At 65.7% G+C, this 13,351-nt stretch carries 11 protein-coding genes; 6 read left to right on the top strand and 5 right to left on the bottom strand.

Annotation, left to right across the window (positions count from 1 at the left end; translation table 11 throughout):
* From phbB to M2333_RS14080, 4 genes are read right to left on the bottom strand one after another with little or no spacing between them, the layout of a single operon-like run.
* A complete protein-coding gene (phbB, locus tag M2333_RS14095; protein WP_181561125.1) occupies nt 1-723 on the bottom strand; it encodes an acetoacetyl-CoA reductase in 723 nt (240 codons plus the stop codon).
* A 34-nt stretch (nt 724-757) separates the two neighbouring features.
* A complete protein-coding gene (gene hemH / locus M2333_RS14090; protein ID WP_264612192.1) occupies nt 758-1,780 on the bottom strand; it encodes a ferrochelatase in 1,023 nt (340 codons plus the stop codon).
* Nucleotides 1,777-4,056 (bottom strand): xanthine dehydrogenase family protein molybdopterin-binding subunit, encoded by a 2,280-nt coding sequence (locus M2333_RS14085; protein ID WP_264612633.1) that lies wholly within the window; start codon nt 4,054-4,056, stop codon nt 1,777-1,779. The genes hemH and M2333_RS14085 overlap by 4 nt, the downstream gene beginning before the upstream one ends.
* A gap of 20 nt (nt 4,057-4,076) precedes the next feature.
* Nucleotides 4,077-5,090, bottom strand: coding sequence for an Mrp/NBP35 family ATP-binding protein (locus M2333_RS14080; protein WP_181561124.1), 1,014 nt, complete (start codon nt 5,088-5,090; stop codon nt 4,077-4,079).
* 124 nt (nt 5,091-5,214) lie between these two features.
* Between M2333_RS14080 and hflK the strand changes: the two genes are divergently transcribed.
* The 4 genes from hflK to M2333_RS14060 all read left to right on the top strand — a co-directional run bounded on the left by hflK (nt 5,215) and on the right by M2333_RS14060 (nt 10,546).
* Nucleotides 5,215-6,336, top strand: coding sequence for an FtsH protease activity modulator HflK (gene hflK, locus M2333_RS14075; protein ID WP_264583843.1), 1,122 nt, complete (start codon nt 5,215-5,217; stop codon nt 6,334-6,336).
* Entirely contained in the window at nt 6,333-7,178 is an 846-nt protein-coding gene (hflC, locus tag M2333_RS14070; protein WP_264571680.1) for a protease modulator HflC, read from the top strand. Before hflK ends, hflC begins: the two co-directional genes overlap by 4 nt.
* A 151-nt stretch (nt 7,179-7,329) precedes the next feature.
* Nucleotides 7,330-8,829, top strand: a complete 1,500-nt coding sequence (locus M2333_RS14065; RefSeq protein WP_264571679.1) for a DegQ family serine endoprotease — start codon at nt 7,330-7,332, stop codon at nt 8,827-8,829.
* A gap of 115 nt (nt 8,830-8,944) precedes the next feature.
* Nucleotides 8,945-10,546: a DUF853 domain-containing protein gene (locus tag M2333_RS14060; RefSeq protein WP_264612191.1), complete on the top strand. Its 1,602-nt coding sequence runs from the start codon at nt 8,945-8,947 to the stop codon at nt 10,544-10,546.
* Nucleotides 10,547-10,566: 20 nt separating this feature from the next.
* Here the strand turns inward: M2333_RS14060 and queF are convergent, their stop codons facing one another.
* On the bottom strand, nt 10,567-11,013 hold the full coding sequence (gene queF, locus M2333_RS14055; protein WP_181561119.1) for a preQ(1) synthase: 447 nt from the start codon (nt 11,011-11,013) through the stop codon (nt 10,567-10,569).
* A gap of 77 nt (nt 11,014-11,090) precedes the next feature.
* Here queF and sseA point away from each other — a divergent pair, with 77 nt between their 5' ends.
* Both sseA and metC read left to right on the top strand, forming a co-directional pair.
* Nucleotides 11,091-11,936 carry a 3-mercaptopyruvate sulfurtransferase gene (gene sseA, locus M2333_RS14050; protein ID WP_264612190.1) on the top strand — a complete coding sequence of 282 codons (846 nt, stop codon included), beginning with the start codon at nt 11,091-11,093 and terminating at the stop codon, nt 11,934-11,936.
* Nucleotides 11,933-13,177 carry a cystathionine beta-lyase gene (gene metC / locus M2333_RS14045; protein WP_264612189.1) on the top strand — a complete coding sequence of 415 codons (1,245 nt, stop codon included), beginning with the start codon at nt 11,933-11,935 and terminating at the stop codon, nt 13,175-13,177. The genes sseA and metC overlap by 4 nt, the downstream gene beginning before the upstream one ends.
* Nucleotides 13,178-13,351: the final 174 nt, after the last annotated feature.

Raw genomic sequence — 13,351 nt, 5'->3', positions numbered from 1 at the left:
TCAATACATGTGCTGGCCGCCGTTGATCGACAGGGTCGATCCGGTCACGAACCCGGCATCCTCGCTGCACAGGAAGGCAACGCCCCGCGCGATCTCTTCCGCATGGCCCAGACGCCCGACGGGAATGCGGGCCACGATCTTCTCCAGCACCGCCGCCGGCACAGCGGCGACCATGTCGGTATCGATATAGCCCGGCGCGATGGCGTTGACGGTGACGCCATATTTGGCGCCTTCCTGAGCCAGCGCCTTGGTGAAGCCGTGGATGCCCGACTTGGCGGCTGCATAGTTCACCTGGCCATATTGGCCAGCCTGCCCATTGATCGAGCCGATGTTGACGATGCGGCCCCAGCCCCGCTCGCGCATGCCGGGGAAGGTGGCCTTGGCCATGTTGAAGCAGCCGCCGAGGTTGATGCGCATCACCTCGTTCCAGTCCTCAAAGCTCATCTTCATGAGCACGCCGTCGCGCGTGATGCCGGCATTGTTGACCACGACGTCGATCGGCCCGAGATCGGACGCGACCTGGGCGCAGCCATCCAGGCAGGCCTGATGATCGCCCACGTCCCACGCGTAGGAGCGAATGCCGGTCTTGTCCGTGAAGGCCTTGGCGCGCTCGCTATTGCCAGCATAGTTGGCAGCGACCTCAAACCCCTTTTCGCGCAGTGCCAGACTGATTGCTTCGCCGATACCGCGGGTTCCGCCGGTCACGATCGCTACTCTGCTCATTCAATGCCTCTCCTGCGCGTCATCAAGGGTTCGGTCAAATGCTGGACGGCCCTACCCAGCCGGCAAGTTCTCGCCCGAGAAGCTGCCGATACATGGCAATAGCGTCCGCCTGAGCGTTAAGACAGGGCAAAAAGGCGAAATGCTCGCCACCCGCGGCGACGAAGCTCTCCTTGCCGCGCAGGGCGATTTCCTCAAGCGTCTCCAGGCAGTCCGCCGAGAAGCCGGGCGTCATCACTGCGACCGAGCGCACGCCTTGGCCGGGCAGTCCCTCGAGCACAGTGTCCGTCGCCGGCTCCAGCCATTTGGCAGGGCCGAAGCGGGACTGGAAGGTGACGATGATCTCACGCCCCAGTGCCTCGCCGAGCAGGCGGGCCGTCTCCACGCATTGCGCATAATAAGGATCGCCCAACTCGCGGGTGCGCTTGGGCATGCCGTGGAAGCTCACCAGCAGGCGATCCGGGGCGAATGGCAGGGCCGCCAGCTGGCTTTGCGTGCGGGCGCGCAATGCCTCGATATAGGCGGGATCGTCGAAATAGGGCGGCAGGGTGCGGATGGCGGGCTGCCACCGCATCGCTTCCAGCGCCTGACCGACCGCATCCATCACGCTCGCGGTCGTGGCGCCGCAATATTGGGGATAGAGCGGGGCGATGAGAATGCGCTCGTGGCCGCTCTCTTTCAGCGCGGTCAGCCGGTCGGCAATGGATGGCGCGCCATAGCGCATCGCCCAGTCGACCGTGATCGCATCCCCCCAGATGACCCGCAGGCCCCGCGCCGTATCCCGCGTGTGCATCGCCAGCGGAGAGCCGTCATCCGTCCACACCTGCTGATAGGCATGCGCCGACTTGCGCGGGCGCACATTGAGCACGACACCGCGCAAGATCGGCTGCCAGACCGCTTGCGGAATCTCGACGACGCGCGGATCGGACAGGAACTCGCGCAGATAGCGCTTCACCGCTGCCGGCGTCGGCGCATCAGGGGTACCGAGATTGACGACCAGCACGGCCACCCGGCCCCCTTGAGCACCGATGGCGCTGCCCGTCACCTGCGATTCGTTCATCCATCCTCTCCCATGACCGGCAAGCGACGGTAGCGCCGCCCCGTGACCGTCGCCAGCGCACTGGCGAGCGCTGGCGCAACCGCCGGCACGCCGATTTCCCCAAGGCCGGACTGGGCCGCGCTGCTGTCGATGAATTCCACGCTCACCTCCCCCACATCCGCCATGCGTGGCAGGGCATAATCGCCAAGCTGCAGACCGGCTGGCAACGATCCGGCATAGGCCGGCGCCCCACCGAGCGCCATGGCGAGGCCGAAGATCAGCCCCCCTTCGATCTGCTGACGGGCGATCCCCGGATTGATCAGCTTCCCGCAATCGGCGACCGCGCAGATTTTCTTCACCGCGACCCGTCCCTGCGACAAGCCGGCCTCCACCAGCACCGCGATGTGGCCGCCAGCCATGCTGTGGCAGGCGATGCCCTGACCGCTGCCCGGCACGCCGCCCTGCCAATCGCCAAGGGCGGTGACGGCGGTGAGGCATTGCGCCAGACGGGGATTGTTGCCGAGCAACTGCATCCGGAAGGAAAGCGGCTCGACCTGCGAGACCACCGCCAGTTCGTCGATGAAGCTCTCGGAAAAGAAGCAGCCATAGCTGTCCGCATTGCCCCGCCAGCGACCGGTCGCCAGCGCGAGGTCGGCAGGGAAATGATCAACCGCGAAATTGGGAATCGCATAGGGCAGGTCCATACCGGAGACAGCCAGAGCGTCGGCCTTGTTTGCTGTGTCGGCCCGCGCCTCCTCCCGAGTGCGGCCATGCGCGATCCGTCGCCACTGCTGGGCCAGCGTGGCGGGTGCCGCAACCTTCGCGGACCAGCCCTCGATCAGACCGGTCGGCCCCAGCTTAACAACCATCCGCGCGCGGGCCGGCGGCCGCGGATAATCGCGGATGATGTCCTCCGCGCGTGACCACATGAGTTGCACCGGCGCATTGGCGGCGCGGGCGATGAGCGCTGCCTGGACTCCGGCATCGACCTCCATCTTCAGCCCGAAAGAGCCGCCCGCGAACAAGGGATAAATTGTCACGTCGCGGGCTGACACGCCCAGTGCCTTTGCCACGGCATCGCGGGCCAGTGTCGGGGCCTGCGTCGGCATCCACAGCTCCACGCCCTCCGGCCGTACGCGCGCCGTCGCCGCCATGGGTTCGAGCGCGAGATGCAGCGCTGGCGCCACATCGTAGACGGCGCTGACGACCTGCGCACCGGCAAAGACCGGCTCCAGATCACCCCGGCGGAAATAGCGCCCGCCTTGGCCGCTCTCGAACGCGGCTTCCAGCGCGGTATCGATGGCTGCGTCGTCCAGCTCCGGCCCATCGAGCCGGAACACGGGATCGAGCCGGCTCAACGCCTGATTCGCCGCCCACCAGGTGCGGCCGGTCACCGCGACCCAGCCTGCCTCCCGCACGATGTCAATCATGCCAGGCGCCGCGCGCGCCCCCGCCTCGTTGATCGATTCGAGCGCGACGGCGTTGACCGGCCCCTGCCGAATCGAGGCGTAGATCATGTCCGGCAACCGAATGTCGGCCGCGTAATTGGCCGAGCCGTCGATCTTCGCCGGCACATCCAACCGGGGTGCTTCGGTGCCGATCAAGGCATCCTCGCGCCCTTCTGGCCGGAAGGGCAGCGGATCGGGCGGCGTGAAAGCGGCGGCCTCTTCGGCCAGCGCGCCGATCCGCGCCTTGTTCGTCCCATCGCTGACAATCCCCGCGACAATGTCGCAGCTTTCCCAGCCGACGCCCCAGCGATCGGCCGCCGCCATGCAGAGCAGCACCCGCGCGGTTGCACCGGCCTCGCGCAACGTGTCGCGGAAATTGGCAACCGAGGTCGCCCCGCCCGTCAGGACCAGATTATACCGACGCGCATATTCCGCGATCGCCCGATCGCTCAGATCCCCGAACTGCTCGGTGACCGGCCCGGAGAACCATTGCCGCAGGAGCGTGGGATTGGCGTAAAGCGGTCCGGGCGGCGCGGGCTGGACCGCGACGGTGCGCCAGTCAGCGCCGAGCTCGTCCGCAACGAGTTGCGCAAACAGTGTGAAGACGCCCTGCCCAAGCTCCGCTTGCGGCACCATGACGATGACCTGCCCGTTCCGGTCGATCTTCAGGAACGCGCCGAACGCGGTCTCGCTCTCCGTCGCATCGGCGGTTTGCGCATAATCGCGCGGCCAGAGCCCCCAGGCCAGGGCCAGTCCGCCGCCTGCCGCAGCCCCGATCAGGAGCGTTCGGCGGTTGATGGATGAACGAAGCCCCTTGCCGGACTTCTCTACGCCGCCGCTGCTGCCCATCCTGTTGCGCGGCGTCCGCATCAACCGGCCGTGGCGCCCGACCCGTTTCGATCGAGCCAGCGGGCGACGCGCTCGGCAATGGCGCGGAACGGCTGGCCAGCCACGCCCTCATCCGCAGCGGGCGGCTTGCCCGCATCCGATGCGGTGCGGACTGCGATATCCAGCGGCACGCGCCCGAGGAACGGCAGACCCATTTGCGCGGCGCTCGCTTCCGCTCCGCCGGACCCAAACGGATCGGACACCTCACCGCAATGCGGGCAGACATAGCCCGCCATATTCTCCACCATGCCGATGACCGGCACCTTCGCCTGATCGAAGAAACTGACCGCGCGCGTCGCGTCGATCAGCGCCAGATCCTGCGGCGTGGAGATGATCACCGCCCCGGCCGGCTTGTAGCGCTGGATCATGGTAAGCTGCACGTCGCCTGTGCCCGGTGGCAAATCCACCACCAGAAGGTCGATGCCCTGCCAATCCGCATCCAGCAACTGCCCCAAGGCATTGCCGGCCATCGGCCCACGCCAGGCAATCGCCTGCCCCTTTTTGGCCAGATGCCCCATGGACAGCATCGGGATGCCATAGGCGTTCTGCACCGGAAACAGGCGGTTGCCTTCCGCCTTGGGTTTGGCATCCTCGCTGTCCAGCAGGCGGGGCAGAGAGGGGCCATAAATGTCCGCATCCACCATGCCGACACGCTTGCCGAGCGCCTTGAGGGCGACGGCGAGGTTCACCGAAAGCGTCGACTTGCCGACCCCGCCCTTGCCCGACCCCACCGCGATGATCGTAGGGCGCGCGGCGCGTTCCGCCGTCATCGCGACCCGGACATCCTCCAGACCGAATTCGCTGGTCCCCGCGGCAACGAGTTGCGCAGCAAGGGAATCACGCTGCTCTGCGTCCATTCCGCTCACATCCAGCACCAGGCTAAGGACATTGTCGCGCAGGCGAAGTCCCCCGGCGCGGCCCGCAGCCAAGCCTTCGATCCGGGCGGTCAGAGCGGGAGGAAGGGCGGACGCATCATCGATCGGAGAGTCAGTCATGCGGGCGCTCTAGAACATGCCGACTGTTTTGTGAATCGAAGAGCGCCCGAATACGCCCTCACTAAGGGGCAATTATCGCAGCACGGCCCTGTATTTCCGCAAAGACCGTCCCTATAACCACGGCATGAGTAAGGAATTGATGGAAAATCCCGGCCAGACTTTGCCAATGAGCGAAGGTGGTCCTTGGGGCACGCAGGGCGAGGAGCCGTCTTCCGGCAAAGGCAAGGAAGGTCCGCGCAACCCGTGGACCCCACCGCCCCGGGATGACCGGGGTAGCGCGGATTCGCGCGGTCCGAGCGCAATCGATGAACTGATGCGCCGCGCGCGGGACAGCTTCGGCGGCCAAGGCGGTACGCCGCGCAGCCCCGGCGGGCGCGCCATCTGGTTCTATGCCGCCATCGCCATCGTCGTGCTTTGGATCGCAACCACCAGCATTCACCGGATCGGCCCGCAAGAGCGCGGCATCGTCTCCATCCTGGGCAGCTACAGCCGCACCCTTGGCCCCGGCATCAACTGGTCGCTGCCGGCGCCGCTCGAAAATGTGACCATCCTCGACGTCGAAGAGATCCGCACCGTCGATCTCGGCTCGGCGGGCGATGAGTCAGAGAAGCTGGTGCTCACCGGGGACCAGAACATCATCAATCTGGGCTATTCTGTCCGCTGGAATATCCGCGACCCGCAGCAATATCTCTTCCAGATCGCCAATCCTGAGGAAACGATCACCGCCGTTTCCGAATCCGCCATGCGCGCAGTGGTGGCGACAGTCTCGCTGACCGACGCGCTCGGCGCCGGGCGGAATGCCATCGAGGCACAGGTGCAGGAGCGGATGCAGCAGATTCTCGACAGCTACGGCGCGGGCGTGCGCATTCAGGGCGTCGCCATCAAGCAGGCCGATCCGCCAGCTGCCGTGAACGATGCCTTCAAGGAAGTCAGCGCTGCGCAGCAGGCTGCCGAAACCTATCTCAATCAGGCCCGCGCTTATGCGCAGCAGCTCTCTGCCCGCTCACAGGGTGAGGCCGCCGCGTTCGACAAGGTGTATGAGGAGTATCGCCTTGCACCCGACGTGACGCGTCGCCGCATGTATTATGAAACCATGGAAAGTGTGCTCTCCGGCGTGAACAAGACCATTGTCGAAACCCCCGGTGTGACGCCCTATCTGCCGCTCCCAGCCCTTCGCCCCCGTGCGAATGTGAGCGTGGAGACGCCCGCACAGCCGCAAGCCCAGCAGCAGGGAGGCGCACAATGAACCTCTCCTTGCGCAACCCCATCCTGCTGGCCGTTCTGGCGACTGTCGGCCTGATCCTGCTGGCCAGCACCTTCTCGATCGTGCCGGAAACCAAGCAGGCCGTCGTGCTGCGCTTCGGCGAACCGGTCCGCATCTACAATGCCTACAAGCCCAATGAGGTGTTCGGGAACACCGGTGCCGGCCTCAAGGTCCGGCTGCCGTTCGTCGATCAGGTCGTGTGGATCGACAAGCGCGTGCAGTCGGTCGCCATGGAGCGCCAGCAGGTGCTCTCCACCGATCAGCTGCGCCTGCAGGTCGATGCCTTTGCACGCTACCGCATCGTCGACCCCCGGCGCATGTTCATCTCGGCCGGTAGCGAGACCCGGGTTGAGGACGCGCTGCGCCCGATCCTGGGTTCGGCCCTGCGTAACGAGCTGGGCCGCCGCCGCTTCGACCTGTTGCTCAGCCCGGAACGCAGCGAGGTGATGAACAACATCACCGCCAGCCTGAACCGGGTCGCGCGGCAATATGGCGCGGAGATCATCGACGTGCGGATTATGCGCGCAGACCTGCCCGACGGCACGCCGCTGCAGAGCGCGTTCCAGCGGATGCGCACCGCGCGCGAGCAGGAGGCGCTGACCATCCGCGCAGAGGGTGCCCGGCGCGCACAGCTGATCCGCGCCGATGCCGATGCCGCCGCAGCAAAGGTCTACGCCGCCAGCTTCGGCAAGGACGCGCAGTTCTACGATTTCTATCGCGCCATGCAGTCCTACCGGACGACCTTTGCCGAAACTGCGCCCGGCGAAACCAGCGCCGTCCTATCCACGGACAACGACTATCTCCGCCAGTTCCGGGGGCGCTAAGGCTGATTGAGGGCGCGGCGTCTTTACGTCGCGCCCTGACCATTCAATGCCCGTTCATCCGGGCGATTCCATGGCCGGTGGGTCACTCCCCGGCTCCGGGCCTTCCGTTCCGGAACACCCGGCGAAAGATGAAGAGAAGAGGAACATCTTCGTGCGCTACGCTTATGCTATTACCGCAGCCCTCCTCCTCGGCGGCACCGCCATTGCCCTGACATCCAATTCATCCACCGTCGTCGCGCAGACCGCGCAGAACGAGAATATGGCCGCAGCCGCGCCGCGCGGCGCGCCAATGAGCTTCGCCGACATGGCGCAGCGCCTGCAGCCGGCCGTGGTGAATATTTCCACCCGCCAGCGCGTGCAGGTGCAGAACCCGTTCGCAGGCACGCCGTTCGGCGCCCTGTTCGGCTCGGGCGACCAGCCGCAGACGCGCCAGGCGCAGTCGCTCGGCTCGGGCTTCATCATCTCGGCAGATGGTTATGTGGTCACGAACAACCATGTGATCGCGCCCGGTGCGCGGGGCGCGCGGGTCGACTCGATCACGGTCACCCTGCCCGACCGCACGGAATATGAGGCCAAGCTGATCGGCACCGATCCGCGCTCTGACCTTGCCGTGCTCAAGATCTCCACCACCAAGCCGCTGCCGTTCGTGAAGTTCGGCGATTCGACCCGTGCCCGCGTGGGTGACTGGGTGATCGCCATCGGCAATCCCTTCGGCATCGGCAGCACGGTCACCGCCGGGATCATCTCCGCGCTCCACCGCAATACCGGCGGCGGCGAGCGCTTCATCCAGACCGACGCTTCGATCAACCAGGGCAATAGCGGCGGCCCGATGTTCGACATGAACGGCAATGTGATCGGCATCAACAGCCAGATCCTCTCGCCCACCGGCGGCAATATCGGCATCGGCTTTGCGATCCCGGCCGAGCAGGCTGTCCCGATCATCGAGACGCTGCGCAAGGGCCAGACCATCACGCGCGGCTATCTCGGCATCCAGATCGGCCAGCTTTCCGAAGACATGGCCGATTCGCTTGGCCTGCCCCGCAACCGCGGCGAGTTTGTGCATGGCGTCGAGCCGGGCCGCGCTGCCGACAAGGCCGGCATCAAGGCTGGCGATGTCATCGTGAAGGTCAACGATCGCGAGGTGAATCCGGACGAGACGCTGTCCTACATCGTCGCCAATCTGCCGGTTGGCTCCAGCGTGCCGATCGAGCTGATCCGCAATGGCAAGCGCATGACCATTCGCGCGACGATCGAGGAGCGTCCGGCGGAAGAGGAACTGGCGAACTTCAGCCAGCCGGCCGAGGACGATTTCTCGGACCAGGATGCCCAGGCCACCAAGGAAGCCTCGCAGCAATTGCTTGGCATCGCCGTCCAGTCGTTGACGCCCGCCATCGCCCGCCAGCTCGGCGTGCCAGCGGATACGCGCGGCGTGGTGGTGACGGCTGTCGACCCCGCGACCGACGCCGGACAGAAGGGGCTGCGCCGTGGCTTCGTCATTACCACGGCCAATGGCCAGCCGGTCACCAGCGAGGCAGAACTGGGCAAGGCCGCGCAGGCCGCCAAGGATGCCGGCCGCAATGCCGTGCTGCTGCAGGTGGTCCGCCGCGGATCGCCGCCGGCGTTCGTGCCCATCCGCCTGCGCGGCATGTAAAAGCGGGCATCCCGACAGAGTGAAAGGGTGCGATGACCTCGCGCCCTTTTCTGTTTGTGCCGCTTTTCTTGCTCCCCTTGCCAAGCTACCTCTGGCCTGTGGTTGGAGAACGGGCATGAGCGACGACACGAGCATCTTCATTGGCCAAAGTCTCGACGGCGAACCGCAGCGTCTGGTCCTGCGTCGCGCCAACCGGCACGGCCTGATTGCCGGCGCGACCGGAACCGGCAAGACGGTGACACTGCAGGGGCTGGCCGAGAGCTTTTCGGCGCAGGGCGTTCCGGTCTTTCTTGCCGATGTGAAGGGCGACTTGTCCGGCATCGCCATGGCCGGCTCGCCGACGGCAAAGAACGCCGACAAGTTGATCGCCCGCGCGCAGGAAATCGGCTTGGCTGACTATGCCTTCTCGGACAATCCGGCGATCTTCTGGGATCTTTATGGCGAACAGGGCCATCCGGTCCGCGCCACCATTTCCGAAATGGGGCCGTTGCTGCTCGCCCGGCTGATGGGGTTGAATGAAACGCAGGAAGGCGTGCTGACCATCGCCTTTCGTTATGCGGACGACGAAGGGCTTCTGCTCCTCGATCTAGGCGATCTGCAGGCGATGCTGGCTTATTGCGCCGACAATGCCGACATGCTCACCAGCCGCTATGGCAATGTGACCAAGGCCAGCGTCGGCGCCATCCAGCGCCAGCTTTTGCAGCTCGAATCGCAGGGTGGCGACAAATTCTTCGGCGAGCCCGCGCTGGAGATCAGCGACCTGATCCGCACCGATGAAAAGGGGCGCGGGTTCATCAACATCCTCGCCGCCGACAAGCTGATGCGCAGCCCGAAGCTGTATGCGACCTTCCTGCTCTGGCTGCTGTCCGAGCTCTTCGAAACGCTGCCGGAAGTCGGCGACCCTGCAAAGCCCGTGCTCGTCTTCTTTTTCGATGAAGCGCATCTGCTTTTCGACGACGCCCCCAAGGCGCTGGTCGACAAGATCGAGCAGGTCGTGCGCCTGATCCGCTCCAAGGGCGTGGGCGTGTATTTCGTGACGCAGAACCCTATCGACGTGCCGGAGGATGTGGCGGGGCAACTCGGCAACCGAGTGCAACATGCCCTGCGCGCCTTCACGCCGCGTGAGCAGAAGGCGATCAAGGCCGCCGCCGAGACGTTCCGCGCCAATCCAGCTCTCAACGTCGAAACCGCGATCATCGAACTGCGCGTGGGCGAGGCGCTCGTTTCCCTGCTGCAGGAAGATGGCGCGCCCTCGATGGTCCAGCGGACGTTGATCGCGCCACCCCGCTCGCGGCTGGGCGTGCTGGACGCGAAGGAGCGCGCGATCATCCAGTCCATTTCGCCCTGCGACGGCAAATATGACGAGGCGATCAACCGCGAATCGGCCGAGGAAATCCTGCTGGCTCGCACGCAGGCCGCAGCCGCGGCCGCAGATGCAGCCAAGGCACAAGCCCAGGCGGACAAGGCCGCTGCACAGCAGGCCAGTCTGGAAGCCAAGCAGCGCGAAGCAGAAGCGCGCGCTCAGGCGCGGGAAGCTGCCAGGCCGAGCAATCTCGACCGCGCCATTCAGTCCGCGACGCGCTCGGCTGCCTCATCGGTGGGCCGGCAGGTCGCCAATGAGATCGGCAAGGCGATTCTCGGTGGATCGAGTCGCAAGAGCAGCGGCGGGCTGGTCGGGCGTCTCGTGCGCGGCGTGTTGGGCGGACTGCTCAAATAACGGTTCGCTCGGGCGCCCGCTTAGCCCCGGCCGCGATAGCCGGGGACATCCTGAACCGGGAGCCATACGCCATCCAGGGGCGGACCGGACTGCCAGAATACATCGATGGGAATGCCACCACGCGGATACCAATAGCCGCCGATGCGCAGCCAGAGCGGCTGCATTTCGGCCGTCAGCCGTTCACCGATGCCGACCGTGCAATCCTCGTGGAAACCGGCATGATTGCGGAAACTGCCGAGGAAGAGCTTGAGCGACTTGGATTCCACAATCGTCTCGCCCGGCACATAATCGATGACCAGATGCGCGAAATCGGGCTGGCCGGTGACGGGGCAAAGCGATGTGAACTCCGGCGCGGTGAAGCGCACCAGATAGGGCCGGCCCTTGCGGGGATTGGGCACATAATCGAGAACGGCCTCCTCCGGGCTTGCCGGAAGGCCGCTTGTCTGACCGAGATGCTTGAGTGTCATGCCACGCGCCTTAATATGATTCGTGGCCGGCGCGAACCCCTTGCGCCAACCATCCCACCTCAAGGATACGCTTCGCCATGGATATGCTGGTTTCTACCGATTGGCTCGCAAAGGCGCTCGGCGCGCCGGACCTCAAGGTCCTCGATGCCACGGCCTTCTTGCCGGGCACCCCGCGTGACCCCAAGGCGGAATATCTGGCGCAGCATATTCCCGGCGCTTTGTTCCTCGATCTCTCGACGCTCAACGACGCGAGCGATCCACGCCCCGCGATGGTGCCGACCAACGCCCAGTTCGCCGAGCGGATGGCGGCCCTCGGCATCGGGCAGGACGACCGCATCGTCATCTACGACAATAGTCCGCTGAGCAGCGCGGGCCGGGCGTGGTGGCTGCTACGCATCTTTGGCGCACGTCAGGTTGCTATTTTGGATGGCGGGTTGGCGCGCTGGACGGCAGAAGGCCGCCCGACCGAAGCAGGCGAGGCAGCCAGGTCGAACAACGGTGCCTTCACCGCCGCCTGCGACGACAGCGCGATTGCCAGCAAGGCCGATGTGCTCGCCAATTTGAAGAGTTGCGCCGCGCAAGTCGTGGATGCCCGCAGCGCCGACCGGTTTCGGGGTGACGCCGCCGAGCCACGCCCCGGCATGGCGGAAGGCCATATTCCAGGTTCCGCCAATCTGCCGTCGAACCTGTTGCTGGACGATCAGGGACGCTGGAAGCAGGGCGATGAGCTGCGCCAAGCCTTTGACGATGCAGGCGTCGACCTCGACAAGCCCCTGATCATGAGCTGTGGCAGTGGCGTCACCGCCTGCAATCTGCTGTTCGGCGCAGCACTGCTGGGCAAGGAGGATGTACGGATCTACGACGGGAGCTGGTCTGAATGGGGGGTCGATCCCGCGACACCCAAGGCGGTCGGTCCGGCATGAGCGGCACCAGCGACGACGGAAAGTCCAGAAAACCTCTTGGCCCGGGCACACGACTGGTCCAGGCCGGTCGCCGCCCGGAATGGACCGGGATGCCCGGGCAACCCGGCGGGATCGTCAACCCGCCTGTGTGGCGCGCTTCCACCATATTGTATGAGGATGTAGCGCATCTGCGCAGCGCCACGACCGCCGATCCGCACCGCCTCTATTATGGCCGGCGTGGCGCGCCCACGAGCTGGTCGCTAACTGAGGCCATCACCCAGTTGGAGCCGGAAGCGGCCGGCACGATGCTCTACCCCTCGGGCGTCGCCGCCATTGCCGGCGCCTTGCTCGCGGTGCTGAAGCCCGGCGACGAACTGCTGATGGTCGACAGCGTCTATGGCCCGACCCGTGCGATGTGCGATGGAATGCTGCGCGAGTTCGGCGTGCGGACGGTCTATTATGATCCGCTGATCGGCGCCGATATCGCTGCGCTTTGCACCGAGCATACCCGAGCCATCTTCCTCGAAAGCCCCGGCAGCCTGACCTTCGAGGTGCAGGATGTGCCCGCCATCGTCGCGGTGGCAAAGGCGCGCGGGATCGTCACGCTGATCGACAACACCTGGGCGACACCCTTGCTGCTGCCGGCCCTCGGCCTGGGGGTCGATGTGTCGATCCTCGCCTGCACAAAGTATCTTTGCGGCCATAGTGACGTCATGATGGGGTCGGTCACCGCGAATGCCGCGCTGTGGCCCGCCATCCACAAGCGCGGCCACATGCTCGGCCAGACCGTCAGTCCGGACGATGCCTGGCTGGTGCTGCGCGGCATGCGGACGCTGGCCGTACGCCTCAAGCATCAGGGCGAAAGCGCGCTGGCGCTGGCCCGCTGGTTGGAAGCGCGGCCCGAAGTTGCGCGCGTGCTGCACCCTGCTTTGGCATCCTGCCCCAGTCATGCAGCGTGGCGTCGCGATTTCGCCGGGAGCGCTGGCTTGTTTGCTTTCGAACTGGCGAGCAACGACGACTCGGCCCGCGCGGCCTTTATCGACGCGCTGACGCTGTTCGGCATCGGCTATAGCTGGGGCGGGTTCGAGAGCCTTGCCCTGCCGGTCGATCCCGCCAGCCTGCGCACGGCGCGACAGTGGGAGGCCAAGGGTTTGCTGGTGCGGATCAATGTCGGGCTGGAAGAGCCTGACGATCTCATTGCAGACCTCGAACAGGGGCTTCAGCGTTGGCAGCTTGCGATGGAGCACCACGCCGCTCCTTGAGTCGCCCGCCGCTTGCACTGCACCCTGGCTGACCGCCCATGGGGGCACTTCGCGCCTGAGCAAGTCTGACGAAACCTCCAGATGGGCCTGCTTCCCCTACGGTTTCGGTCAATAGCCAGCGTGGCGCGGCTGCAACACTTCATGAGTTCGCAACACATATGTGTAGTTTCTGTC

The organism is Sphingobium sp. B11D3B (genome assembly GCF_025961735.1).
Classification (GTDB): domain Bacteria; phylum Pseudomonadota; class Alphaproteobacteria; order Sphingomonadales; family Sphingomonadaceae; genus Sphingobium.
Note: the sequence above shows the minus strand (reverse complement) of the source record. Positions and strands in the feature narration are given on the sequence as shown.

Bases quoted from the DNA above. Each gene is read 5' to 3' on its own strand.
- hemH (WP_264612192.1), bottom strand. From the start codon at position 1,780: ATGAACGAATCGCAGGTGACGGGCAGCGCCATCGGTGCTCAAGGGGGC.
- M2333_RS14060 (WP_264612191.1), top strand. From the start codon at position 8,945: ATGAGCGACGACACGAGCATCTTCATTGGCCAAAGTCTCGACGGCGAA.
- queF (WP_181561119.1), bottom strand. From the start codon at position 11,013: ATGACACTCAAGCATCTCGGTCAGACAAGCGGCCTTCCGGCAAGCCCG.
- metC (WP_264612189.1), top strand. From the start codon at position 11,933: ATGAGCGGCACCAGCGACGACGGAAAGTCCAGAAAACCTCTTGGCCCG.
- phbB (WP_181561125.1), bottom strand. From the start codon at position 723: ATGAGCAGAGTAGCGATCGTGACCGGCGGAACCCGCGGTATCGGCGAA.
- M2333_RS14080 (WP_181561124.1), bottom strand. From the start codon at position 5,090: ATGACTGACTCTCCGATCGATGATGCGTCCGCCCTTCCTCCCGCTCTG.
- hflK (WP_264583843.1), top strand. From the start codon at position 5,215: ATGAGTAAGGAATTGATGGAAAATCCCGGCCAGACTTTGCCAATGAGC.
- M2333_RS14085 (WP_264612633.1), bottom strand. From the start codon at position 4,056: ATGGGCAGCAGCGGCGGCGTAGAGAAGTCCGGCAAGGGGCTTCGTTCA.
- hflC (WP_264571680.1), top strand. From the start codon at position 6,333: ATGAACCTCTCCTTGCGCAACCCCATCCTGCTGGCCGTTCTGGCGACT.
- sseA (WP_264612190.1), top strand. From the start codon at position 11,091: ATGGATATGCTGGTTTCTACCGATTGGCTCGCAAAGGCGCTCGGCGCG.